This is a genomic window from Yersinia ruckeri ATCC 29473, from assembly GCF_000754815.1.
Taxonomy (GTDB): Bacteria; Pseudomonadota; Gammaproteobacteria; order Enterobacterales; family Enterobacteriaceae; genus Yersinia; species Yersinia ruckeri.
On record NZ_KN150747.1, the window covers coordinates 2,336,963 to 2,362,899 of the forward strand.

Below are 25,937 nucleotides of genomic sequence, written 5' to 3' on the forward strand. Positions count from 1 at the left end.
AAATGAACCGAGGTAAGGTTTCATTATATGTAAGATAGCAACCAGTCAGATGAGAATAGGGGAGACACACTGGTCAGATACATTTTGAGTTGGGTGGAGGAAGGCATCTATATTAGGTGTTTGCGCTGACGGACATTCCGTTGATGTACGTTAATGGAAAAATTCCAGAATAAATCCTGATGGGCTGGAATGACGAATGTGAACACGTTTGTCAGCGGTCATCTGGATACTGTCAGTTATTTATTGTCTGGCCAAACTAATATCCTGTGCAATAAGTTTATTTTTTTAAATACTTGAGATTATTCCATTCTGTTGGCGGAATAGATTCTCTATCTGTGTACCATCATTGCTCATGGTTTTTATTATATAAATTTAAGTTCGTTTTAATATAAATCATCCTGATGTATATCGTGAAAGAGAAATACTTATCCTCTCTTGAGAAAAGTATTTACTTTCTGTAGTCGCCCGATAAATGGAGTAAATAGGACTTTAAATGAAATTTAAAACAATTATTGCATCCGTCATCTCCCTGATTGCTCTGGGGGGGGCTAACGCTTTCGCCGCTAATGGCGAGGTTCAGTTCATCGGTGCGGTCACCGCTACCACCTGTGATCTGATCCCAGAAGTGAGCGGCGCAGTGAACAACGTGATTCAACTGGGTACCGCACCGATTGACAATGTGGCAACGGAAGTTGAATTTGCTCTCAAGCCAAATGACACTCAGGCAGGCTGTGCCGCGCTTGATACCACTAAAACAGCTGAGATTGCCTGGGGCGGTCAGTTCAACGCGAGCGGTCTGGAAAACCAGGGTGGTACCGCAACGGGCTCATGGGTGAAATTGAGCACCGTTAACGCAAAAACAACGGCCATTGTTGATATGACTGCCTCAAAACTGAGCGCTGATTTCGACGGAGCCGTTCTTAAGGCGGATGGCGCGAAATTCAAAGCTCAGTTGAACGGCCTTAATCAAGCCGGTAGTTATAATTCTGCTGCTGCATTCGTGGTTGCTTATAAATAATCGCTGAAGGAGGGGGCGTCTTAATTTCCGATAAGGTCGCCGCACCGGAATTACACTAAAGGTTTTCAGGTTTTATTATTTACATCTGTTCCGATAATGCTGGGCTGAGAAATTAAATGAACATCAGAAATGTATTACCATCAGCTCGCCTTTCTATTATCTGTCTGAGCTTATATGCCGGACTGACCCAGGCGGCTGAACTCAATACGCTGTTTCTGCGTAATGTTTCTGGTGTTCCCTCGGTGCTGAAGTCCGACGTGAATTACCCGTCGGGCGAATATTACGTGGACGTGCTGGTCAATGGTGTCAATACTGGCCGCATGATGCTGACCATTAGTCAGGCCGAAGAGGCCGACGGGATGTTGTGTCTGTCGCCGGAGTGGCTGCGCACCGCCGGGATTTTCTTTAAGACTGAACCCTATCAGAACGCGTTTGATACCGCCCGAGGCTGTTACCCGTTGGCGCGTAACACGCACACCCGCACCGAATTTGACTACAACGCTCAGTCGCTGGACTTTGTTATCCCGCAGGCTTACCTGCTGGACAAGAATGACACCACCCTGTGGGACTACGGCATTAACGGCTTTCGTCTGACCTATAACGGCAACTTTAATAAAAACACGAACGATGAGCTGAACGCCTACGGCAGTTTTAATACCAGCCTGAACCTGGGGCGCTGGGTGCTGACCAGCAACATGAACGCCACCCGCAACAGTTCAGAGAGCCGCTTTCAGGCCAACGACATCACGCTCTCCACCGCCATCAGCGAGATTCAGGGCGACCTGATACTGGGTCGCTCCCAGACCCGCACCGAGCTGTTCAGCGACTTTAGCTTCTACGGCGCCTCACTGCGATCCAACAGCAACATGCGCTCATGGAAGACCAGTGGCTATGCTCCGGTAATTTCCGGTGTGGCCAGCGGGACCTCCCGTATCACCATCACCCAGAATGGCTACACCATCTACTCGGCGGTGGTGCCGCCGGGGCCGTACCGGCTGGACGATCTCTCTCCAGTGAACAACGGCAACCTGGTGGTGACCGTTGAGGGTGAGGGCGCTCAGAAAACGGTGACCGAGTACCCGGTGGCCACCTTACCTACCCTGCTGCGCCCAGGAGAGGCCAACTACAGTGTGGCGGTGGGTCAGAAGAGCACCTCCTCTGACGTCGGGGATGCGTTCTCCTCGGGACAGGGCATCTTTTTGCTCGGCAGCTACGACTACGGCTTCCCGGTGCTGACTCTGAACCTGGCCTCCATCCTCAGCGATAACTACCAGACCGGCGGCGTGGGTGCCACCCTGTCGCTGGGGATTTTTGGTGCGTTGTCCACCAACGTCAACGTAGCGAAGGCGAGCTATGACGACGGTGCCACGAAGCAAGGCGGCAGCGTGGCGTTCAAGTACGCCAAGAGCTTCACCGACCGTACCGACCTGCAACTGCTGACCTACCGCTACCAGACCCAAGGTTATACCGAGTTTGCGGACTTCCGCCGGGACGATGCATTTTACTTTTCCCGGGAGAAAGCCCGCTACGAGGTACGGCTGTCGCACTTCTTCGACAACCTGTATCTCAGCGCCTCCTACTGGCAGCAGACGTACTGGAGTCAGTCGGGCAAAACTTCAGGGGCGAACCTCTCCGCTAGCACCTCGATTGGTCGAGCGTCCATTTTCCTGACTGGCAGCCATACGCGCAACGCCTGGGGCGGGACGCCGGACTACCAGGCATTGCTGGGCGTCAACATCCCGTTCACGCTGGGCGGCGCGACGTACTACACCAGTAACAGCATGGGCTACAGCCGCAACAGCGGAAGCACCTTCAACACGGGAGTGTCGGCCACGGTGAATGACCGTCTTAACTACAGGCTGAATGCCAACGCCAGTTCGAAGGGCGACCGCGGTGCCAGTGCCTCTGCAAGTTACGCCTTTGACGCGGTGCAGACCAATCTGCAGGTGGCAAAAAACCGGTACGGCTCGAACGTGTCGGGCAGCCTGTCGGGGTCGGCTCTGGTAACCGGTGTAACCGGACTGCTGCTGACCAAGCAGGCGACAGATACGGTGGCGGTGGTGAAGATTAAGAACGTGCCGGGAGTGACGTTTAATGGCTCCCTGCCGACCAACGGCCAGGGTGAGACGGTGGTGCCGATGTCCAGCTACATACAGTCGGGCATCACGATCAACATGGACAACGTGCCGGACAGCATGGAGTTGGTGAACACCTCCTTTAACGTACTGCCGACGGAGCGGGCGATTATCTATCGCGAATTTGAAGCGAAGCACGTGCTGCGCTACATCCTGCGCCTGAAGGACACCCAGGAGCAGATTATTAACGGCGGCAGCGCCGAGACGGAACAGAAGCTGGACGCTGGCTTTATTGCCGACAACGGCGTGCTGCTGATGAACCTGCTGTCGGCTCCGAAAATGATAACCGTCACACGGGGAGACGGCCGTAAATGCAGTTTTACCATGGATTCCACGAAGCCGAACACCGGTACCGTGCAGGAGATACGTTGTGAATAAAGTACTAAAACAGACTCTGATGGCCACGACCCTGATGCTGGTGATGAGCCAGGCGATGGCGGCGTTCTCCCTGAACGGCACCCGTTTTATCTATGAGGGCGGGAAGAAGAACACCTCCTTTGAGGTGAGCAATGGGGCGAAGGAAACCTACGGCGGGCAAGTGTGGGTAGACAACACGGATCAGGCAAAGGACAGCGTGTCCCTGGTACCGAGTCCGCCGTTCTTTAAGGTGAAACCGGGCCAGAAGCAGATAGTGCGCCTGATGAACGTGAACCCGAACCTGCCGAAGGACCGCGAATCGCTGTTCTGGCTGAATGTGCAGGAGGTGCCGCCGGTGCAGGAGAACAACGAGGGCAGTGTGCTGGCGATAGCGATGAACACGCAGGTGAAGGTGTTTTACCGCCCGAAGACCCTCATGGACGGCCGTAAGGATGCTGAGAAGAACATTAAGGTTGGCACGGAGAACGGCAGGACGGTGTTGAAGAACCCGACGCCCTATTACTTCGCGGTGGTGAAGGTGAACCACAACGGGAGCGAGGTGAAGCTTTCGAAGGCGATGATGGATGCGCTGGCGCAGATGGCGCCGTACTCGGAGGTGTCTCTGGGCAATATGAACCTCGGCAGCGAGGTGACTGTCACAGCCATCAATGACTGGGGCGGGGAGCAGACTTATGCGATTAAGTAACTGGAGTCTGCTGTGCGGGGGCGTCATCTCAATGTTACTGATTGCCCCCATACCGCAGGCTCGGTCCGCTCCTTTGTTTGACTCAATAACCATTACGCTGGAGGCAACCTTCACGATGCCGCCGTGTGAGATAGACGTTCCCCCGGTGGTGCATCTAGGCAGTATTTCCTACGGTGAGAAGCGCTACCGTCCAGTCACTCTGACGGTGAACTGCACCTCGGCTGCAAGGTCTGAAATTTACGCACAGACAGCCGGGCTCCTGGTGAGCGGGACCACGGACACCACGGCCATGACTGGGGCTGATGCGCTGACGCACTTCTGGTTGGAAGAAAATGGAAAGAAGATAAAGCTGAACGGAGAGACGAACACGACGGACAGCGGGTTCTGTGCGGGCACGGACAGCCGGACGTGTACGCTGACCCCGGCCACCCAAGTGGGTGTAGCAGCCCAAGAGGGAGAGCGCAGCGCGGTGATTAAGTTCAACGTTCGCTACAAGGCCTAAGGCGCTCTGAAAATAACGAACCATTACTGTCGGCGATTACGGCTTGAAGACGTAGCCTGTGCCTGCCAGCAAGCGCTATTGACTTGCGGGTGCAGCGTTATGAGAGCAATGGAACATATAGATGGCTGCGTTGCTCGGTTTTTGCCCCCCCCGGCTGGTGAATCGCCTGGGCTGTATATCGTTCAACGTTGATAAGGAATACAAAGAATGCTCCACATTACAAAAATCACACTCATAGTCGCAATGATAGTAGGTATCCCGGGAGTCGGATTTGGAGCGGAGATTAAACTGCCTGATCAAACTGGGATAGGCGTGTTTCCGGCATTTCGGTCGAACGAGTGGTCAATCCCAATATCGGGTCCGAGTGCGCCTTTGCGCGTAGAGCTTCAACCTGTGGAGCCGAGCTGGATCCCCAGTGTGTATTCGGCGACTGCTACATATATTTCTAGTATTCACTCGGACGGATACAAGTTCCGTGTGTATCTAGAGGGTAATGGTGGGAGGGTTTGTTTTAATGAGGTCGTCACATTGCCAGTTACAGTCACATCGTGCTCGGGATACAGCAAGTTAAGAGTACTGCTATCTTTAGCCGCTGGTTCATTCCCGGTGACAGCGTCCAACATACGCTACGTTTATGGTTATGACGGCGTTATCCTCAACGGTTTAGTGCCAGATATCCTAAAGCTAGGAGTAGCGTTTAACATCGTCACACCCGGAAAGATACACAGCTCGCCTACCTACGGTGGGATAACCGTTTCTTATACGGCCTCCAGTGCGTGGGGAACGAACCAAACCGGGGTTTCAGCGGCAAGGCAAGTGGTCTCTTGCTCAACAAGTGTTGTAGGAGAATGGAGCAAGTGCGACTCACTAAGCGTGACTCACTCGACAGGTAGCCAAATCAGCCTGGCCGCGCGCTTGCAGGTACCACCCCGCGATTGTGAAGTTCGCGCCGAAGGGATCTCGCTGACCGACCAGCCTTCATCCATCGTGACCAGTCCGTTTACATCCCGAATAGTCGAAGAGTATACCAAAGATATCGTAATGGAAGTAAAATGTAGCGTCCCTGGAAAATACCAGATACCGATAACGTTGGAGCGACGACACAAGTAACTATGCCACTACAGTACGTAAAGTTATTTACAATATTGGGTTACATAATGCAGCGGTGTTATGCCATAAAATCAGTGTTGCAAAAACGGAAGTGACCATAGATTCGATATCCAAACTACGCCCCAATAAAGTAGAACAGATTAAATTATCTTCATACCAGGCTAAGAGTAATATAAAGAAATACAAAAAATGAATCATTGAAGCATATCATTGTACGTAAAATAGCAACCAGTCAGGTGATGATATGGAAGGTGCGGTGGTTAGATACATTTTGAGCTGGGTGGAGGAGAACATCTATACTGGTGCTTCCATTGGAAAATTGGTCGATGAAACGGGCTATTCTAGAAGAACGCTGGAACTCTGGTTTCTGAAGTATAGTGGATTTCCCCTTGGTGAATATCTACTCAGGAGAAGAATGAGTCGAGCGGCCATGTTACTCCGAATGACCGAGTTGTCGATTTTGGAGGTGTCGACGATGTTCCATTTTTACAGTTCTCAGAACTTCACTCGATCATTCAGAATATTTTCCGGTGTCACTCCAACAAAATACAGGAAGCAGGATAAATGGTCAGTTAAGTTACTTCAGCGGCCATTGCTGATGGAGGATACGCATAATTTAAAGGCTGAGCACTGCGTCCTTCCTGAATTAAAGCTACGCGGTTCGTCAGTGGTATGTGCACATAACTTTATTTTACCGTTAGTTGAAGATGACTTGGCCAGAAGAATGAAATCAGCCGTCAGCTCAATCAGGGATAATAGTGGCAATGAGGTATGCATTGCATTCAGAATCATGCCTTCAGCCTCACTGTCTGCAAGTCGCGACGCGGTTATTAATGTTGAAATGATTATCCATGACATGGATGAAAAAAAAGAGGGGACTGAAGAGATTGTCATCCCTGCCGGAGAGTATATACAGTTTCGCTTCAGCGGATTGTGGAGCGAGTATATTGTTTTTACTAGGCTCGTTTATTTTAAACTCGTTGAAGAGAAGGTTTGTCGACGAAACTCGTATGATTTAATCTTTTTTACGTATCAACCGGACAGTAATGATGATCTGATATGTAGACTCCTCATTCCGGTTGAGTAATTATCTACTTCGCCTGAGCTGCTACAGCGAGGGCATTCGTTAGTTTCATCAGTTCCATCGCCATAGCACGTATGACATTGTGATATGGCTTACCTTCTTCTGGGTCATACCCTGCGCCTCAGCAGTCTGGACATTCAATCTCAAACAAGCCGCCATGGCTACTACATACAGGGCAAATTTGGGTTATCGTCATATATTCCTCGCTTTCGAGATGAGCAGAGTACTCAATTTTAGCTGAGATTCTACGATATTATCTGAGACAATATAAAAGGAAAAATCCACGCAACCGCGTGGATTTTATGGGGTTTTGTATTTTTTATGCGATTCACTGAGATCGCATGAGACAACAGAAACGAATTAGACGTTGAACAGGAAGTTCATTACATCGCCATCTTTCACGATATAGTCTTTGCCTTCTGAACGCATTTTCCCGGCTTCTTTCGCGCCTTGCTCACCTTTGTAAGTAATAAAATCTTCAAAAGCGATGGTTTGTGCGCGGATAAAACCTTTTTCGAAATCGGTATGGATCTTGCCAGCGGCTTGTGGAGCGGTAGCACCAACAGGAATAGTCCATGCGCGAACTTCTTTTACCCCAGCAGTAAAGTAGGTTTGCAGGTTCAGCAACTCATAACCGGCACGAATTACGCGGTTCAAACCGGGTTCTTCGATACCTAATTCAGCCATAAATTCGGCGCGATCTTCGTCTTCCATTTCAGCAATGTCGGATTCTACAGCGGCACAAACAGCAACGACTACGGAACCTTCAGCGGCGGCAATCGCACGAACCTGATCCAGATACGGGTTATTCTCGAAGCCATCTTCATTGACGTTGGCAATGTACATGGTGGGTTTGAGCGTCAGAAAACTCAGGTAACGGATCGCGGCCTTATCTTCTGTTGTCAGATCCAGGCTACGCAACATGCCCGCTTTTTCCAGATGTGGCAGACATTTTTCCAGCGCTTCCAGTTCGGCTTTAGCGTCTTTATCACCGCCTTTGGCTTTTTTCTGTACACGGTGGATAGCGCGTTCACAGGTTTCCAGATCGGAAAGAGCCAACTCGGTATTGATCGTTTCAATATCGTCGGCTGGGTCAACTTTACCTGCAACGTGAATAATGTTGTCATTTTCAAAACAACGCACTACGTGACCGATCGCTTCAGTTTCACGAATATTGGTCAGGAACTGGTTGCCCAGGCCTTCACCTTTTGATGCGCCTTTTACCAGACCGGCAATATCGACGAATTCCATAGTGGTTGGCAGGATGCGCTGAGGTTTGACGATCTCGGCCAACTGATCCAGACGCGGATCCGGCATGGGAACCACACCCGTATTAGGTTCAATAGTACAGAACGGGAAGTTGGCAGCTTCGATACCCGCTTGTGTCAACGCATTGAACAGAGTGGATTTACCAACGTTTGGCAGACCAACAATACCGCATTTGAATCCCATGTTTTATATCACCTTAAATAACTTAAAAATCAGCCAGTTAGATTTAACTCACTGAGGTAATCAAAATTTATGCCGCCATTATACACATAATGCCGATTTATCTCGATCCTACTCTTCATATCCAGGCTGCGCGGTATGTATTAACTGGAAAGTAACGAAGTGGCAACATTACGACAATCAGACCTATAGAGAATGAAATGATTGCCGATAATCAGAGAATAAAATTGAAACCGGTTATACCAAGCTCCTGTAAATGGGGGGCTTCTCTTTTTGTTGGATAGTTAATATGGCAATGAATGGTATTAAATGGCTGTGGGTAGTTTTATTGGGGGTGGCAATCGGTGTGATGGTAGCGCAGTTATTATCATACTTTGGCAAACCGCCAGCATTAACCTGGTTGGAGAAAATCGATCATTACGGAAAGGTTGTACCGCGTGAGAGTGTCGGTAGCGTTAAATATATCGGGGTAAAAAAGAGTAATGCTTCGGCAGAAATGGACAGTTACGTCATGACATTCACTGCGTTGAGCGAGCGTTTCGAACGTCAGACGGACAAACGAGCAAACGAGAAAAAAACGGCGGCCTGGCATAAGATTTTTTGTACGGATAAACTGAAAATCATTATTAGCCAGTATGATAATAGTCGCGTGAAGGTGATGGTATCCGGCGTGGTTTATAGCAACGCGGGTGTCAGAGTCACTGCAACAGTATGTTATCTTGATTGATAGCGACTAATTATTGGCAATGATGACCGATTCTCCGGCTATTGGTGCCGGAGAATCGCAATTTAGGCGTTGGCTTTGAAAGAGTGCAGACGATTCATCGCCTTAGTGACATCTTCTTTTAACAATACATCCGTGCAACGAATCGCTTCATCGATGGTTTCATCGATCAAAGCCTGTTCACTGGCTGGTGGTTTACCTAATACAAACCCCGTCACTTTGCTTTTATCACCAGGGTGCCCAATACCAATACGTAAACGGTAAAAATTAGGGTTATTACCTAATTGACTCTGGATGTCTTTTAGACCGTTATGGCCGCCATTGCCGCCCCCCAGCTTCAGTTTGGCCACGCCGGGCGGAATATCCAGCTCATCGTGCGCCACCAAAATTTCTTCTGGCAAAATCCGGTAAAAACTGGCCATTGCCGAAACTGCCTTGCCACTCAGGTTCATAAAAGTGGATGGCACTAATAAGCGTACATCCTGACCAGCCAGATTCAAGCGAGCAGTATAGCCATAGAACTTGCTTTCTTCTTTCAATGATTGGTTATTAGACTCGGCCAACCGATCTACAAACCAGGCTCCGGCATTATGGCGGGTTTGGGCATATTCAGCGCCTGGATTTGCCAGGCCAACAATCAATTTAATGCTGCTCACGTCGTCATTCGCTATTACTAAAGAGATTAAAGGCTAACAGTTTACCTGTCACAGCGGGTAAGCACAAAATTAAGGGCGACAGAAAAGGTGACAATGTAATGACTGTTTAAATAATAACCAAACTAAATAATTCAATAATGGAGCCAAATCACCACCTAACGTAAAGATTTATAGAAACATCTTTGTCAGATGTGATCCTCTACGCAATACCCTTACGGATTCCTTGCCTATACTGAGTCATTAAGTACAGGTGAACAATTCATTAGGAAGGATTGTTTGAGACAGTGAATACAGGAGGTGGCAAATGAAACGTAAAACTGCAACGGTATTAGGTAACTTGTTGATGGGATTAGGTCTGGTCACTATGGTGGTTGGAGTGGGTTACTCTATTCTGGCAGAAATATCTGAGCTGGGTTTACCGCAGTTCTTTGCCCACGGTGCCATAATGAGTATTTTTGTTGGCGCGCTGCTCTGGCTGGTCGGTGCCCGTATGGGGGGTCATGAAGAAGTCGCCGATCGTTATTGGTGGGTTAAACATTTCGATAAGCGCTGCCGTAGGAATGAGCGTCATTCATAGTCATATCTTTAATCACTCAAGCGGTTATGGTATCCGTTTGCTGATGAATTTAACGGATATACAGCCGCTAATATCTGGCTGACGTCAGGGAAAACAAATGACAACCCAAGAGTAGAAAGCCCGTTGTTGCTCACGCTTCAACGGGTTTTTCTTTTTCTGCATTTAGCCGCAAATCACCATCAGTATGACGATCGGTCTGGTGCAACCATCGGCAAACTTGCAGCGCCAAGGCGCTGCAGAGTGTGATTAATGCTCAAACATCGCAGAGATAGACTCTTCGTTACTGATACGGCGGATGGCTTCAGCCAGCATACCGGACAGAGTCAGAGTACGAACATTTTTTAATGCTTTGATTTCCGCAGACAGCGGAATGGTATCGCAAACAATCACTTCATCGATAACTGAATTTCTGATGTTATCAACCGCATTACCGGAGAAGATCGGGTGAGTTGCATAGGCAAATACGCGCTTGGCACCACGTTCTTTCAAGGCTTCAGCAGCTTTACACAGAGTGCCACCGGTATCGATCATATCGTCAACCAACACACAGTCACGACCTGCAACGTCACCGATGATATGCATCACCTGTGAAACGTTGGCACGTGGACGGCGTTTGTCGATAATGGCCATATCAGTGTCATTCAGCAGCTTGGCAATAGCCCGGGCACGGACTACACCGCCGATATCTGGAGAAACAACGATTGGGTTTTCCAGATTCTGCTGCAACATATCTTCCAGCAGAATTGGGCTACCAAATACGTTATCAACCGGCACATCAAAGAAGCCTTGGATCTGTTCAGCATGCAAGTCCACTGTCAATACACGGTCAACCCCAACACTTGAGAGGAAATCGGCAACAACTTTGGCAGTGATAGGCACACGAGCAGAACGCACACGGCGATCCTGACGAGCATAACCGAAGTAAGGAATAACGGCAGTAATACGTCCTGCGGAGGCGCGACGCAGGGCATCAACCATGACAACCAATTCCATCAGGTTATCGTTTGTGGGTGCGCAGGTGGACTGGATGATGAAAATATCACCACCGCGTACATTTTCGTTGATTTGCACGCTCACTTCGCCGTCGCTAAAACGACCTACAGCGGCGTCACCAAGACTGGTGTACAAACGGTTGGCAATACGTTGTGCTAGTTCCGGGGTGGCGTTACCAGCAAAAAGCTTCATATCAGGCACGAGAAGAACCTCAGGCTTGCGTCCAGAGAAGATATTGTCAACCAGTAGTCAGGGGCGATTAATTCTACTGATTGCAATATACATACGGGTATTTAAAACCAAAACATTGTTAACCTAAAAAAGCGTTATGGGCCGGTTTTTAATTCAATCGAGAAGGTAACGTGTTGGCTAGACAACGGTGCTTAAAAAACTGTATAGCCACGCAAATCGCTACTTATTTCTCAACTTTTCCAGAGCGTACAAGATGCAGTGGTGAGACGTTAACGCCACGAGCCACAAAACCCTGTAACCACTCCGGGGCAATGCTTAACACCTGACGGGCCGATGACTCGGTATCGAATTCGGCAAACACACAAGCGCCGGTCCCGGTTAGGCGCGACGGGGCGTATTGTAACAGCCATGAAAGAGCCTGTTCAACCTTACGAAAACGTTTTCTTGCGATCGCTTCGCAATCATTTGCGTAAGGAGCGGCTAAAAGTGCCGTCAAGGGGCGAACTGGCGTGTTTCTGGTTAAATCAGGATCGGAAAAAATAATTGGTGTTGGGATGCTTACACCGGGGTGCGCGACCAAATACCAGCGCTCAATTGGCTCCGCAGGCTGTAATTTTTCACCAATACCTTCAGCAAAGGCGGCGTGACCTCGCACAAAGACCGGCACATCGGCACCCAACGCCAGGCCCAAATCGGCTAATTCTTCATCGCTCAAACCGCAGTGCCACAGGTCATTTAGCGCCACCAACACGGTCGCCGCGTTGGACGAACCACCGCCTAATCCTCCTCCCATCGGCAGAGACTTTTCTACCGAAATATCGGCTCCGTGAGGGCGACCGGAACCGGCCGTGTGTTTTTGTAATAAACGGGCGGCGCGGACGATCAAATTCTGCGCATTTTCCACACCAGCAATGGGTGTGAGCAGATTAATTTCATCGTCATTTCGTGGCGTAATGGTGAGTTGATCACCATAGTCAAGAAATTGAAATAGGGTCTGTAACTCATGATATCCATCGGCACGTTGCCCAGTAATATAGAGAAACAGATTCAGTTTTGCGGGTGAAGGCCAGGTTTGAATCATTTAACGGTCCAGTTATCCATTTTCAATTTAATACGCTGTCCATCTTGTTTCAGTTCTAAACGGCTGGGTAAAGCGAGCCTCGTTTGCGTGTTATATTCTTGATAATCCACAGTCCAGACCTGATGATCCTGCGTATATGTTAGCTGTTTCAGGCGATATTGATCATCGAGAGTAAAGTTTTTGGTCTCGCCGGGTAGCCCAACAATCCATTGACGCAGGCTATTAATCGGGATGTCCATGCCGGTCAACTTGCCAATCATTTCTTCTGGATTATCGCTAACGTAGCGTTTGCCCTGATTATCGGTTAATTGAGTGACACCCGGCTGAACCACCAGTTCCAACTCGGTGCTGCCCAGCGGGTTGGTCAGCAGCAGGCGGTAGCGTTCAGGTGAATAATGCTGCCAAAAGAATCGTGCATAGACTTTCTGTTTATCCGAAATATAGGCAAAGGAACCCCGGATCTGGAACTGATCGAGTTGCTGTAATTGTTGCTGATGCTGCTGCCACTGTGGTGAGGTCGGGCTGGTGGCAGGGCCTGGCGGTGTGAGAGTGGAACAGGCAGCTAACATCAGGCTGGCTAACGGAAGCAGGCGATAAAAAGTTATCTTGCGCATCGGCATATCAATCTAAATCCTTTCAAAAGCATGGTTTTCACCTGCGGATCATTGGGTGCTGCACTGTTGCAGTCAAGGTGCTCACGCTAACGGCGGTAAGGTGGATCGTCAATATCTTGTTTATTCAGTGAACGATATCCGTGATATTAGACCGGATATCGCAGTGTGACTTTTATTGATCCCGCGCATCAAGTAGAATGCGACTCAGACGAGAATCCATACTAAGACAAGCATTACTCTAAGCCGTTCTCATGACCCTGCTCGCATTAGGTATTAATCACAAGACCGCCCCTGTCTCGTTACGTGAACGGGTGACATTTTCACCTGACACTATCGACCGGGCGCTGAATAGCTTGCTCCAGCAACCGCTGGTGCAGGGCGGTGTGGTGTTGTCTACGTGTAACCGAACCGAATTATACCTCAGTGTAGAACAGCAAGAAAATCTGCATGAGCAATTGATTGACTGGTTGTGTAATTATCACCACCTGAGTCGTGATGAAGTCAGCAAAAGTCTGTACTGGCACCATGGTAATGACGCTGTCAGTCATTTAATGCGGGTTGCCAGTGGTCTGGATTCGCTGGTGTTGGGTGAGCCGCAGATTCTCGGTCAGGTAAAAAAAGCGTTTGCCGAGTCTCAGCGGGAACAGTCCCTTTCTGGTGAACTGGAGCGTTTGTTCCAGAAAACCTTCTCTGTGGCCAAACGAGTCCGTACCGAAACCGACATCGGTGCCAGTGCGGTATCGGTGGCTTTTGCCGCTTGTACGCTGGCTCGACAAATATTCGAATCCCTCTCCGAACTGAATGTGCTGCTGGTGGGTGCAGGCGAAACCATTGAGCTGGTGGCACGCCATCTGCGTGAACATCAGGTCAAGCACATGATTATCGCCAACCGAACCCGTGATCGGGCGCAGTTGTTGGCGGATGAAGTTAACGCCGAAGTGATTACCTTGCCGGAAATTGATGCACGTCTGGCCGATGCCGACATCATTATCAGTTCCACGGCCAGCCCGTTGCCTATCATTGGTAAAGGTATGGTCGAACGCGCCTTGAAAGCGCGGCGTAATCAGCCAATGCTATTTGTGGATATTGCCGTCCCACGGGATATTGAGCCTGAGGTCGGTAAACTGGCGAATGCTTATCTATATAGTGTTGATGATTTACAGGCGATCATTCAGCACAATCTGGCGCAGCGTCAGGCAGCGGCGGTGCAGGCTGAATCCATAGTACAGCAAGAAAGCATGAATTTTATGGCCTGGATGCGTTCTCAGGGCGCGGTGGAAACTATTCGTGACTACCGTTCTCAGGCTGATCAGCTCCGCAGCGAAATGACGGCTCGTGCGCTGGCGGCCATCGAGCAGGGCGCTGATGTGGAGCAAGTGATCAATGAACTGTCCCGCAAATTGACCAATCGCCTTATTCATGCTCCAACCAAATCCCTTCAGCAAGCCGCCAGCGATGGCGATATGGAGCGGTTACAATTATTACGCGACAGCCTTGGGCTGGATCAGCATTAGTTTCCTCAATTAACAGGATTTAAAACCGCGGATGAAGTCTTCTATTGTTGCCAAACTGGAAGCGTTACAAGAGCGCCATGAAGAAGTGGAAGCCCACCTCGGTGATGCTACCGTTATTGCCGATCAAGACCGTTTTCGCGCGTTATCGCGTGAATATGCCCAGTTGACCGATGTGACCCGTTGCTTTAAAGAGTGGCAGAGCGTTCAGGAGGATATCGAAACGGCTGAAATGATGCTGGACGATCCTGAAATGCGCGAAATGGCGCAAGAGGAACTGAAAGACGCAAGAACCCGTAGCGAAGCGCTGGAACAACAACTGCAAGTGTTGTTACTGCCAAAAGATCCGGATGATGAACGTGGCTGTTTCCTGGAAATTCGCGCTGGAACCGGCGGTGACGAAGCGGCGATTTTTGCCGGTGACATGTTCCGGATGTACAGTCGCTATGCAGAAGCACGTCGCTGGAAAGTGGAAGTGATGAGCGCCAGCGACGGCGAACACGGTGGTTATAAAGAGATTATCGCCAAAGTTTCTGGTGAAGGAGTTTATGGGCAGTTGAAATTTGAGTCCGGTGGTCACCGAGTGCAGCGTGTGCCAGAAACCGAATCTCAGGGGCGCATTCATACCTCGGCTTGTACGGTGGCTGTGATGCCGGAAATCCCTGAAGCTGAAATGCCGGAAATCAATGCGGGTGATTTGCGTATTGATACTTTCCGTTCCTCCGGTGCCGGTGGTCAGCACGTGAACACCACCGATTCGGCCATTCGTATTACCCATCTTCCAACCGGACTGGTGGTAGAGTGTCAGGACGAGCGCTCACAACATAAGAACAAAGCTAAAGCCATGTCAGTATTAGGGGCGCGTATCCGGGCGGCTGAAATGCAAAAGCGTCAGTTGGCTGAGGCGTCTGAACGTCGCAATCTATTGGGGAGCGGCGATCGTTCCGATCGCAACCGCACCTATAACTTCCCACAGGGCCGCGTAACGGATCACCGTATCAATCTGACATTGTACCGTCTGGATGAAGTCATGGAGGGGAAACTGGATATGTTGATTCAGCCGATTGTGCAGGAGTATCAGGCTGATCAGCTGTCTGCACTTTCCGAGCAAGACTGATGGATTATCAACGTTGGCTGGCGCTGGCTGCGGCACGTTTTCAGCACAGTGATAGCCCGAAACGCGATGCGGAAATTCTGCTGGGGTTTGTCACTGGGCGCCCGCGGACTTTTTTGCTGGCGTTTGGTGAAACCGAACTGACAGCGGAACAGGAAGTTCAACTGGCGGAGTTAGCCGAACGGCGGGAGCAGGGCGAACCCATCGCTTATTTGGTTGGCGAACGGGAATTTTGGTCGCTGCCACTGAGTGTTTCACCTGCGACCTTGATTCCTCGCCCTGATACTGAATGCTTGGTTGAGCAGGCATTGATGCGGCTGCCTGAACCGGCCTGTCAGATTCTGGATCTGGGTACCGGCACCGGTGCCATTGCTTTGGCTCTGGCCAGTGAGCGGCCTGATTGCCGGGTAACCGGGGTGGATGTGCAGGCGGATGCCGTAGCATTAGCACGACATAATGCGGAAAAACTGGCACTGACAAATGTACAATTTCTACAAGGCAGTTGGTTTACGCCGATCAATGGCCGTTTCTCCCTAATTGTCAGTAATCCTCCTTATATTGATGCCAATGACCCTCATCTGGCGCAGGGGGACGTGCGTTATGAACCCCACAGCGCGCTGGTCGCCGAGGCCAAAGGTATGGCCGATCTGGCGGCTATTGTGCAGCAGGCACCTGATCATCTGGAGCCGGCAGGGTGGTTATTGTTGGAACACGGCTGGCAGCAGGCTGCCGGGGTACGGGAGCTGTTGCTGCAAGCGGGTTTCAGCGCGGTGAGCACTTGTAAAGATTACGGTAACAACGATCGGGTTAGCCTAGGCCAATGGCTGCCAAAGATGACACATCACTAGAAAAAATAAGGAGTGATTCATCATGTGGATTGATTATATCGCCATGAAACATTTACATCTGGCGACAGTTGCGATCAGTATTGGCTTGTTTGTTTTACGGTTCTTCTGGAAATGCCGTGGTTCAGCTATGATAGACAAGCGCTGGGTGAAAATAACGCCACATATTAATGACACGCTGCTATTCGCCAGCGGGATTGCTTTGGTATTTATCACCGGTTTTTATCCGTTTAGTCCACAAGGCTCATGGCTAACGGAAAAACTCTTCGGCGTTATTATCTATATCTTGCTGGGTTATATTGCACTAGGTAAAAGAACTCGCAGTCAAAAGACGCGTTGTTTGGCTTTTATCCTCGCATTGGGTTGTCTGTACCTGATTGTTAAACTGGCAACGACTAAACTACCACTGCTGATGGGATATTTATGAGTACCATTGCTGATTTCGAATTTAACAATGCGCTGTTAAGTGAAGGGGTACTACTGGTTACCCAGGAAATCCGTCCGAATTTTCCCATGGCTGATGTTCGCAGCCAATTGCAACAGTTAGTTGACGATGCCCGTGCGGCGATGCCTGGTGACCTCAATCAAGATCAGCAATTAGAAGTGCTTATCGATCTGTTCTACCACCAATGGAAATTCGGCGGAGCCGGTGGGGTTTACCGCCTTTCTGATGCAATCTGGCTGGATAAGGTGTTGGATAAACGTCAGGGTACACCCGTTTCATTAGGTATTATTTTCCTGCATATTGCCCATCAATTGGATCTACCATTGATGCCGGTTATTTTTCCAACGCAATTGATTCTTCGTGCCGATTGGCTCGACGAAGAAATGTGGTTAATTAACCCACTGAACGGCGAAACCCTGAACGAGCATATGCTTGAAGTGTGGATTAAAGGCAATTTGGGACTGGCTGCGGAACTGGAAGATGAAGATCTGGAAGAAGCGGAAAACACCCTGATTGTCCGTAAAATGCTGGATACGCTGAAAGCGGCATTGATGGAAGAGAAGCAAATGGAGCTGGCGTTAAGTGCCAGCGAAGCGGTATTGGCCTTTGATCCAGACGATCCCTATGAGATCCGCGACCGTGGCCTGATTTACGCTCAGTTGGATTGTAACCATATTGCCGTTTCGGATCTGAGTTATTTTGTCGAACAGTGCCCGGAAGATCCGATCGCTGAAATGATAAAAATGCAGATTCATTCCATCGAGCAACAGCGTATTACCTTGCATTAATACTGACTGGATACGGCGTTGTGGCGCTGTCATGAATTCCGATTTACCCTCAATAAAGGCATAAGCATGAAACAAAAAGTGGTTAGCATTGGCGATATCAAAGTAGCGAACGACCTACCCTTTGTGCTGTTCGGTGGCATGAACGTGCTTGAGTCACGCGATCTGGCGATGCGCATCTGCGAGCATTACGTCACCGTGACCCAAAAGCTCGGTATTCCTTACGTATTCAAAGCCTCGTTTGACAAAGCCAACCGTTCTTCGATTCATTCTTACCGTGGGCCGGGCTTGGACGAAGGCATGAAAATTTTCCAGGAACTGAAAAAACAGTTCGGTGTGAAAGTGATTACTGACGTACATGAAATCAGCCAGTGCCAGCCCGTTGCCGAAGTGGTTGACGTCATCCAATTACCCGCATTTTTGGCACGACAGACCGATCTGGTTGAAGCTATGGCCAAAACCGGCGCCGTGATTAACGTGAAAAAACCACAGTTCGTCAGCCCTGGGCAAATGGGTAATATCGTTGATAAGTTTAAAGAAGCGGGTAACGATCAGGTGATCCTATGTGATCGCGGTAGCAATTTTGGCTACGATAATCTGGTGGTTGACATGTTAGGTATCAATGTGATGGTGCAGTCTACAGGCGGTCATCCAGTGATTTTCGATGTCACTCACGCCCTGCAATGCCGAGATCCATTTGGTGCAGCATCGGGTGGTCGTCGTGCTCAGGTTGCCGAACTGGCTCGCGCCGGTATGGCGGTGGGCTTGGCGGGGTTGTTCATTGAGGCTCATCCAGAGCCAAACAGTGCGAAATGTGACGGCCCATCAGCATTACCGTTGGATAAACTAGAACCATTCCTGGTGCAAATGAAAGCCATTGATGATCTAGTGAAAAGCTTCCCTGCATTGGATACCAGTAAATAAACTGCGTTTTATTCTGGCTTAAACGGGTAAAAAAAGGGCGATGTAGTGAAATACTACGCCGCCCTTTTTTCATGCTCTGAACTCAGACTTGACGGTTTTTCAGGGCGTCAAGAGCCTCCGGCAGAGAACCGTAGAAGCTCAGTTTGCCAAGGATAGGTTTCACTCTGGCCCTTGCCAGTGTTTTCAATGGTTGGAACGGTGTATCGGTGATGATCAGTTCCCGGCCTTCGGGTAAAGCCTCAACGAAACGCAGGAAGGCATTCAGGCCACCAGCGTCGAGAACCGGTACCGCATCCCACTGCAAAATGATGGTTTGGCGCTCCTCACTCATTTCAAGTAATTCATTGAAAATACGTTCGGCTGCGGCAAAAAACAGCGGACCATTTACCCGTAGAATTAACGTCTTATCGTTACTGCCGCCGGGCAATGGGCTGAGCTTGGTCATTCGAGCAATACGGCGCATGAATAACAGTGAGGCCAGCACTATACCCACGGTGATAGCGATCACCATATCGAACAGTACCGTCAAACTCATGCACAGCAACATGACGATAATGTCATCTTTGGGTGCCCGACGCAGTAAATCGACAACTTTATGCGCCTCACTCATATTCCAAGCCACCATCAGGAGTAGAGAGGCCATCGCCGCCAACGGCAGATATGAAAGCATCGGAGCCAGCACTAGCAAAGCCAACAGTACCAGCAAAGCATGAATAATGGCCGATACTGGAGACGTGGCACCCGCACGCACGTTAGCTGCTGAACGAGCTATAGCGGCAGTCGCGGTGATCCCGCCGAAGAACGGTGCGATCAGGTTCCCTAATCCCTGACCAACCAGTTCACTATTGGGTCGATGTTTCTGCCCCGTCATGCCATCCAGCACCACCGCGCACAGCAACGATTCAATGGCACCCAGCATGGCCATCGTAAAGGCTGCTGGCAGCAAGGCTGAAATGGTGGCCCAATTCAGCACAAAAGGTTGTCCATTAGCGCCCGGAAGGTTCCACGGCAGCACAAATTGCGGCAGAATCGGCGGAATACCCTGACCCTGTGTACCATCGGCCAGTAAATAGCTAAATTTTGAACCTATGGTAGCGACATGCTGATCAAACAGTGATAACAGACCCATAACCGCGGTGCCTGCTACCAGCGCAGGCAGGTGACCGGGTAACTTAACCCCCAGTTTCGGCCAGAAAATCAAGATGAAAAGCGTGACGCTACCAATCAAGGTATCGCTGAAATTCAGCGTGGGTAATGCCTGAAATAGAGCCGACACTTTACCAATATAGTTTTCCGGCACGACTGTCATCTGTAAGCCAAAGAAGTCTTTAACCTGCATAGTCGCGATGGTAATAGCAATCCCAGAGGTAAACCCCAGAGTTACCGACAAAGGAATATATTCAATGAGACGCCCGAAGCGAGCCAGCCCCATACCCAGTAAAAACAGGCCGGACATCAGGGTTGCCAGCAACAGACCCGCCAGTCCAAATTGCTGCGAAACCGGGAAAAGGATCACCACAAAGGCGGCGGTCGGGCCGGAAACGCTGTAGCGCGAACCACCGCTGACGGCAATAACGATACCGGCGATGGCGGCAGTATATAACCCGTATTGTGGGGGAACACCACTGGCGATGGCTAAAGCCATCGCTAGCGGAATAGCAATAATACCGACGGTAACACCGGCAATTAAATCTTTTATGAAGCGTTGAAATGTATAGGTTTCTCGCCAGCAAGCTTCAATAAGCGCGCTGAACGGCCTAATGCCGTTAATTCCGTGCGTTTTCATCTAAGGTGCAAACCAAATAAGGAAAAGACAAAATAAATGGCGGGCCAGCCAAGGGTCCGTCTCGATGAGTCAGTATCAACGATACGCCAAATGCAGGGAAGAGATCTAGATGTATATCAATCTCTGCCTTGAATAAGATAACTCGGAGTTTTATAAAGTCATTTAAACCACAGAAATCATATCTGGCAATGAGTTTGACGATGGTATTATATTCATTTGACGACTTTTACTCATTACTGGCGAATATTCGCCCAAAGCCAGTAAAAGACGTTAAAATTCATAGACAGTAAGAGAGAGTCATTCTCTTATGCCATGGCAGGGTGACAACATTTCACTCATTGACATTAAATAGCGAGTGAGAAAAATAAAAATTCTCGGTGTCATTGTCAGCATACGGCTAAAATTTAGATAAGAAGCTATTACGGCAACACTCTATTTTATGCTGAATTAGTGGGTGGCGAAGCGAACGCCATAAGTCACATTTACGGTGCTGAAAGACATTTACGGTGCTGAAAGACATTGATGGTGGTAGATTAAATGCAGATAATCATGAGTATGCAAACTAAGTTTTCTATCCGATGACTCACTTGGAGTCACTTTCGCTTATTTTCAACGATGCTTGTATCACCTATGCCTCGTTATCCATTAGTTACTTTGCGCTAAGTAAAAATACGCCATTTTCCTACCACGGCCAAATATGGAAACGGGCACTATTTGGATTAGTGGCCGGTTTGGTGTCCTTACATCTCAACCAGGATAAATTCGTTATCACTACGGGTTTTTTCTACAGCTTTGAAGTATTGCCGATAGTGTTAGCCACGTTTTATGGCGGTTGGGTCAGTACGCTAATTGCGACTGTGGTTAATATTGCCTTTACTGATGGCTTTACGTTAGATAATTTACTTATTCTGTTTATCGTGTTGCCATTGCTGTTTTCCAAGGTATGGACGCGTAAAAATAATCGGGTTTTTTATACCACTATTTTACTCATAATGTTTTATCGCCTGGCTGTTAGCGCGTTCTTTGTTGATTACAAAGACCTTTGGCCTGCGATTATGGTATTTCAGCTCTCTTCAACGCTTTGTTTGGCCATTTGCTACCATGCCCTGAATTTTAAAGAACGCCATATCCATGCCTATTTCTCCATGAAAGATCGGGCCAATATCGATAATCTCACCCGCCTCAATAATCGTGCCAGCGTTGATTTCTATTTAGCTCAACTGCATGCACAGCGGCGGGCTTGCGGATTATTACTGATGGATTTGGATAAGTTTAAAGCGATCAATGATAACTATGGCCACGCCATTGGTGATCAAATATTGACGAGTGTCGGCGCAATATTAAAACAGACGGTAAGATGTTTGGATTTTGTTGGCCGTTTCGGCGGAGAGGAATTTATCGTCATCACGGAAAGCCATCACCCTGAACATATTAAAAAGATTGCGGAGTGTCTCAGAGAGAATGTTGAACAGTTAAAAGTGACGTTAAATGATGGACGGGAAATGCACGTGACGATTTCTATCGGCGCATCGCTATATCTGCCAGGTATGTCGATGTTGAAAGCGATAGAAATGGCCGATGATGCGCTCTATCAGGCGAAAAATCAGGGACGCAATCAGGTGGTTTACAGCAAACTGATGCCTTTTTCTCAGTTAGGCGATCGAATCAGGAGCACAGGGAAAGGTTACCAACGACGTCACGGTGACTAAAACTTGGGATTGCTTGGCGGCAAAAGAAAAAGGCTCCGACGTTGTCGGAGCCTTTTGCTCGAATATGGCGGTGAGAGAGGGGTTCGAACCCTCGATACACTTACGCGTATACACACTTTCCAGGCGTGCTCCTTCAGCCACTCAGACACCTCACCGTGTTGTTACCGCTTATTACGCTGCAACGGGGCGGTACTATAGGGATAGGCGTCCTTAGGGTCAAGAAGAATTTACGCTTGACAATGTGCTTGCTTAATTCACCGACAATTTGCAGAAATACCCTGCAATAGGGTGTTATTTTTGCCAGTATTGCGCCCGCTGCGGCGAATCCACCATCACGAAATCAGCCTGCAATTCTTTCGCTAAATCATAATCAGACTGTGAATCAATTCCTATCAGCATTAATTTCGACAATGAATTGCGTTTAAAGCACTGGGTGACCTTTGAATTCCACACCAGCAATGCGGCTGATTGCCCTTTGCCCAGCGTTAACGTTTCGACCACATAGACGGGTGCGCGTAATTCAAATGCATGATATTCCAGTTTTTGCGCCTCTCTTCTATCATCAACTCGGCAATGATCGGCCATGAGTACATTGGCCATTGTTTTACGCGTATAATTGCGCGGTTCAAAGGTTTTTATCTGCGGATCCAGCTTTCTATAAAACCGATGCTTGGTGGAATACACTCGAGTTCTGTCTGCGGCATTATTATTTAAAATGACGGCTGAAATATGTTGGGCGACCTCATCATAGTCTTTAGTTTGTGCTTTGATATCAATAAAGAATTGTGTGGCTGGAAATCTATTTAATACGCTACTTAACGTGGGTATTTTGATCCCTAGTCCTTTAAATTTTTTCTCACCATCGTATTCAAATTGATAAGCGGCATCCAGAGTTTGTAGCTCGCTAAGGGTGAAATCCTCCACCCGCCCTTCGCCGTCAGTGGTGGAGTTCAGATCCTTGGCGCGAAAAAGTACCGGAATTTTATCTTTACTGAGTTGCACACTGACCCAAATGATATCAGCTTGATGCTCTAGTGCGTGGTGGATAGCATCAATCGTATTTTCTGGCAGATCAGCGGTACCACCGCGATGGGCGACAAGCAGTGGTGCAGCATAACTTGTTGGTATATTTGGAAAAAACACGAAAGCAGCAAGATAAAATAATGTCCGTAATTTCATAATAAAACCTCTGTCCATAGAGATGTGAAAAATACCCAGTTAATGGTGTGTTAAGCCATAGGATGGCTTGGCTGTTTTAGCATGGGGAATGGTGGACGGACAGAATGAACTTCGAGGGACGTTGGAGATATTTTATTCAATCAACTAGCGGGAAATAACGCCGATAAATAAAGCAAAGCCGTGGGGCTAACCAAGAGGCATCGTCGATTACCACGGTATTTATACAAAAAAAAACGGCAATCGTATTAAGTCAGGAACATAACATCTGACTACCGATTGCCGTTCTTCTTGCGGAGGACTCACTACATCATCCGATACTCAATATGGCGGTGAGGGAGGGGTTCGAACCCTCGATACACTTACGCGTATACACACTTTCCAGGCGTGCTCCTTCAGCCACTCAGACACCTCACCGTTTTGTTGTCGGCAACGTTAAACGTGGTCGACCGGCGTAATGTAGGGAAAACCGAGTCCAGCGTCAACCCTCTTCTGCATTGTTTATAACTGTTTAGCTAAAGTTGCATCAATTTGCTGATTTCATCAGCATCTCTCGGCATAAAGGGCGGTGAATCGTGGTTGGTTACCGGATTGTGGCGGAATGAAAGATTAAATCGCTCAGTTAGCTGATTATTTGCACACTAATGCATAAGTAGGCGATTATGTCGGACATTTAGTGCTTAACTATGAGGTTGAGTGGCATTTTTACTGGAAAGTCAGTCAAAAATATCGCTAAATAATTATCTCTACCGAATGATAGTCTGAGTTGCCCCACCGATTGACTCACGCTGCCAAGTTGGCGCGGCGGTGCTTTGGCCGGGATAGAAACAGAGAGCAGGAGCTTATTTTGCCACAGTCAGATTCCACCCAATATCAGAACCATAATCATTTACAGGCCATCCCCTCAGGAGCAGGAACACTGTTTTTTGTTCAAACCTTCGCCACGCTGGGTTTTGCCGTACTGTATTCGACTCTGGTTCTCTACACCACCAAACGCTTGGGCTTCAGTGAAAGTCATGCCAATGCCATCATGGGGGTTTTTGGGGCTTTTAACTATGGATTACATCTGTTTGGTGGCTATTTGGGTGGACGCTATCTAAGTAACCGCAATTTGTTTGTACTGGGTATGGCACTCCAGGTGATCGGTTGCTGTCTCATCGCAGTTTACGGTTTATCGGGATTATATTGGGGGCTGGCAATGTTCCTCACCGGTAGTGGTTTGAACGTAACCTGCTTGAATATGATGCTGACTCAACGCTTCCTGCCTGATGATGACCGGCGTGAATCGGCTTTCCTGTGGAATTATGCCGGAATGAATCTGGGATTTTTCCTCGGTTTTGCTGTCGCCGGTTACTTCCAACTGAGTGAGAATTACCGTGCGTTATTCCTGTTTGCCACCGTGGGCAATGTGGCGGCTATCGCCATTACCTGTTGCCGCTGGCGGGTACTGGCCGATATTAACACGCCATTACTGCAAGCCTCTGTCAGACAAGCCAAAGGGCGGATGTTGATGGGCATTCTGGTACTGATTGTTATGGTGCCAATCATCCGACTATTACTGACTCACGCTGGATTTAGCAGCTATTTCGTCCTGGCAGTCGGTATTGCGGTTTTTGTATTACTGGGAATCGTTACTGCTCGGCATTATCCACACGTCGAGCGTCGCCGGATGCTGGCTTATCTGTTGCTAGCGGCAGGCTCTTTGGTGTTCTGGGCGCTCTATCAATTGGCTCCGATGGGGCTGATGCTGTTTGCCGAACACAATATCGACCTCAATGTCTACGGTTGGCCGGTGGCACCACAATGGATTCAAAATATCAATACATTAGTGATTGTGGTTGGCGGGCCACTGATGGCGCTGTGGTTCCGTCGCTTACGTCAGCGCGGTTTTTCCATTGATATACCACTGCAATTCTCCGGTGCATTACTTTGTATGGGCTTTGGAATGTTGGTGCTGCCGCTGGGCATTCATCTGGCTGGCGGTGATGGTTTGGTCGCATTCAAATGGATTGCCCTGAGTTATCTATTACAAAGCCTCGGTGAATTACTCATTTCCCCGATTGGCTACGCCATGATTGGCAAGTTGGCTCCACCGCGTTATCAGGGCGTGATGATGGGATGCTGGATGATGGTCACTGGCGTGGCGTCGGTGTTGGCGGGCTATGTTTCTGGGCTGATGCCGGCGAATAGTGGTAGTACGCCGCTAGAAACTAACCCTGGTTATAGTGACATTTTTAGTTTACTGGGTTGGGGCGCGTTATTGACCGGAGCAATACTGATTATTCTCATTCCATTGTTACGTCGCTTGATTCAGGAAAACGCATTGGCCGGGCAAAGCAAGTTGGTTGCACAAAACCGTTAACCCACTGGCATTATTCAGATTTAGGGCGGAGTTTATTTCTCTTCGCCTTGCATCTCTCCGCTAATCACGGAAATCTAGGGTG

23 protein-coding genes and 2 tRNA genes are annotated in these 25,937 nt (G+C 48.9%); 16 read left to right on the forward strand and 9 right to left on the reverse strand.

The window, feature by feature from the left end; genetic code table 11:
* Positions 1-493: 493 nt before the first annotated feature.
* From DJ39_RS10335 to DJ39_RS10360, 6 genes are all read left to right on the forward strand, one after another.
* Positions 494-1,018, forward strand: coding sequence for a fimbrial protein (locus DJ39_RS10335; protein ID WP_004721142.1), 525 nt, complete (start codon positions 494-496; stop codon positions 1,016-1,018).
* A 116-nt stretch (positions 1,019-1,134) separates the two neighbouring features.
* The gene (gene pefC, locus DJ39_RS10340; RefSeq protein ID WP_004721144.1) at positions 1,135-3,531 is read left to right on the forward strand and encodes a PefC/AfrB family outer membrane usher protein; all 2,397 of its coding nucleotides are present in this window, start codon (positions 1,135-1,137) and stop codon (positions 3,529-3,531) included.
* A complete protein-coding gene (locus tag DJ39_RS10345; protein WP_038242348.1) occupies positions 3,524-4,216 on the forward strand; it encodes a fimbrial chaperone in 693 nt (230 codons plus the stop codon). Before pefC ends, DJ39_RS10345 begins: the two co-directional genes overlap by 8 nt.
* Positions 4,203-4,718 (forward strand): hypothetical protein, encoded by a 516-nt coding sequence (locus tag DJ39_RS17130; RefSeq protein ID WP_050777619.1) that lies wholly within the window; start codon positions 4,203-4,205, stop codon positions 4,716-4,718. Before DJ39_RS10345 ends, DJ39_RS17130 begins: the two co-directional genes overlap by 14 nt.
* A gap of 873 nt (positions 4,719-5,591) precedes the next feature.
* A complete protein-coding gene (locus tag DJ39_RS17930) occupies positions 5,592-5,828 on the forward strand; it encodes a hypothetical protein (RefSeq protein ID WP_126940129.1) in 237 nt (78 codons plus the stop codon).
* 244 nt (positions 5,829-6,072) lie between these two features.
* The gene (locus DJ39_RS10360) at positions 6,073-6,915 is read left to right on the forward strand and encodes a helix-turn-helix domain-containing protein (RefSeq protein ID WP_004721154.1); all 843 of its coding nucleotides are present in this window, start codon (positions 6,073-6,075) and stop codon (positions 6,913-6,915) included.
* A gap of 357 nt (positions 6,916-7,272) precedes the next feature.
* On the opposite strand, the gene ychF is transcribed toward DJ39_RS10360, so the two are convergent.
* Positions 7,273-8,364 carry a redox-regulated ATPase YchF gene (gene ychF, locus DJ39_RS10365; RefSeq protein ID WP_004721156.1) on the reverse strand — a complete coding sequence of 364 codons (1,092 nt, stop codon included), beginning with the start codon at positions 8,362-8,364 and terminating at the stop codon, positions 7,273-7,275.
* 286 nt (positions 8,365-8,650) lie between these two features.
* On the opposite strand from ychF, the gene DJ39_RS10370 reads away from it, so the two are divergent.
* Complete coding sequence (locus DJ39_RS10370; RefSeq protein WP_004721159.1) at positions 8,651-9,088, forward strand: hypothetical protein; 438 nt, start codon at positions 8,651-8,653, stop codon at positions 9,086-9,088.
* Positions 9,089-9,150: 62 nt separating this feature from the next.
* Here the strand turns inward: DJ39_RS10370 and pth are convergent, their stop codons facing one another.
* Positions 9,151-9,741 carry an aminoacyl-tRNA hydrolase gene (pth, locus tag DJ39_RS10375; RefSeq protein WP_004721161.1) on the reverse strand — a complete coding sequence of 197 codons (591 nt, stop codon included), beginning with the start codon at positions 9,739-9,741 and terminating at the stop codon, positions 9,151-9,153.
* Positions 9,742-10,045: 304 nt separating this feature from the next.
* Between pth and ychH the strand changes: the two genes are divergently transcribed.
* Complete coding sequence (gene ychH, locus DJ39_RS10380) at positions 10,046-10,318, forward strand: stress-induced protein YchH (protein WP_004721163.1); 273 nt, start codon at positions 10,046-10,048, stop codon at positions 10,316-10,318.
* Between the two features lie 246 nt (positions 10,319-10,564).
* Here ychH and prs read toward each other — a convergent pair whose 3' ends face one another.
* From prs to lolB, 3 genes are all read right to left on the reverse strand, one after another.
* Positions 10,565-11,512 (reverse strand): ribose-phosphate diphosphokinase, encoded by a 948-nt coding sequence (gene prs, locus DJ39_RS10385; RefSeq protein ID WP_002211240.1) that lies wholly within the window; start codon positions 11,510-11,512, stop codon positions 10,565-10,567.
* Positions 11,513-11,726: 214 nt separating this feature from the next.
* A complete protein-coding gene (gene ispE, locus DJ39_RS10390) occupies positions 11,727-12,584 on the reverse strand; it encodes a 4-(cytidine 5'-diphospho)-2-C-methyl-D-erythritol kinase (RefSeq protein WP_038242356.1) in 858 nt (285 codons plus the stop codon).
* A complete protein-coding gene (lolB, locus tag DJ39_RS10395; RefSeq protein WP_004721172.1) occupies positions 12,581-13,204 on the reverse strand; it encodes a lipoprotein insertase outer membrane protein LolB in 624 nt (207 codons plus the stop codon). Before lolB ends, ispE begins: the two co-directional genes overlap by 4 nt.
* Positions 13,205-13,449: 245 nt before the next feature.
* On the opposite strand from lolB, the gene hemA reads away from it, so the two are divergent.
* From hemA to kdsA, 6 genes are all read left to right on the forward strand, one after another.
* Positions 13,450-14,712, forward strand: coding sequence for a glutamyl-tRNA reductase (hemA, locus tag DJ39_RS10400; RefSeq protein WP_004721175.1), 1,263 nt, complete (start codon positions 13,450-13,452; stop codon positions 14,710-14,712).
* A 31-nt stretch (positions 14,713-14,743) separates the two neighbouring features.
* Positions 14,744-15,826, forward strand: a complete 1,083-nt coding sequence (prfA, locus tag DJ39_RS10405) for a peptide chain release factor 1 (protein ID WP_004721176.1) — start codon at positions 14,744-14,746, stop codon at positions 15,824-15,826.
* Positions 15,826-16,671 (forward strand): peptide chain release factor N(5)-glutamine methyltransferase, encoded by an 846-nt coding sequence (prmC, locus tag DJ39_RS10410; protein WP_038242362.1) that lies wholly within the window; start codon positions 15,826-15,828, stop codon positions 16,669-16,671. Before prfA ends, prmC begins: the two co-directional genes overlap by 1 nt.
* Positions 16,672-16,693: 22 nt before the next feature.
* Positions 16,694-17,095, forward strand: coding sequence for a SirB2 family protein (locus tag DJ39_RS10415; protein ID WP_004721178.1), 402 nt, complete (start codon positions 16,694-16,696; stop codon positions 17,093-17,095).
* Positions 17,092-17,901: an invasion regulator SirB1 gene (gene sirB1, locus DJ39_RS10420; RefSeq protein ID WP_038242366.1), complete on the forward strand. Its 810-nt coding sequence runs from the start codon at positions 17,092-17,094 to the stop codon at positions 17,899-17,901. Before DJ39_RS10415 ends, sirB1 begins: the two co-directional genes overlap by 4 nt.
* 66 nt (positions 17,902-17,967) lie before the next feature.
* A complete protein-coding gene (gene kdsA, locus DJ39_RS10425; RefSeq protein ID WP_004721182.1) occupies positions 17,968-18,822 on the forward strand; it encodes a 3-deoxy-8-phosphooctulonate synthase in 855 nt (284 codons plus the stop codon).
* A gap of 82 nt (positions 18,823-18,904) precedes the next feature.
* On the opposite strand, the gene dauA is transcribed toward kdsA, so the two are convergent.
* Positions 18,905-20,608, reverse strand: coding sequence for a C4-dicarboxylic acid transporter DauA (gene dauA, locus DJ39_RS10430; protein WP_004721184.1), 1,704 nt, complete (start codon positions 20,606-20,608; stop codon positions 18,905-18,907).
* A gap of 578 nt (positions 20,609-21,186) precedes the next feature.
* Between dauA and DJ39_RS10435 the strand changes: the two genes are divergently transcribed.
* Positions 21,187-22,317, forward strand: a complete 1,131-nt coding sequence (locus DJ39_RS10435; RefSeq protein WP_004721185.1) for a GGDEF domain-containing protein — start codon at positions 21,187-21,189, stop codon at positions 22,315-22,317.
* Positions 22,318-22,382: 65 nt separating this feature from the next.
* Here the strand turns inward: DJ39_RS10435 and DJ39_RS10440 are convergent.
* The 3 genes from DJ39_RS10440 to DJ39_RS10450 form a co-directional block, all read right to left on the reverse strand.
* A tRNA-Ser gene (locus tag DJ39_RS10440) sits at positions 22,383-22,472 on the reverse strand.
* Positions 22,473-22,608: 136 nt separating this feature from the next.
* Complete coding sequence (locus DJ39_RS10445) at positions 22,609-23,496, reverse strand: glycerophosphodiester phosphodiesterase family protein (protein ID WP_004721187.1); 888 nt, start codon at positions 23,494-23,496, stop codon at positions 22,609-22,611.
* Between the two features lie 324 nt (positions 23,497-23,820).
* Positions 23,821-23,910: transfer RNA gene (locus DJ39_RS10450), tRNA-Ser, on the reverse strand.
* Between the two features lie 430 nt (positions 23,911-24,340).
* On the opposite strand from DJ39_RS10450, the gene DJ39_RS10455 reads away from it, so the two are divergent.
* A complete protein-coding gene (locus DJ39_RS10455) occupies positions 24,341-25,855 on the forward strand; it encodes a peptide MFS transporter (RefSeq protein ID WP_004721189.1) in 1,515 nt (504 codons plus the stop codon).
* The last annotated feature ends 82 nt before the right edge of the window (positions 25,856-25,937 follow it).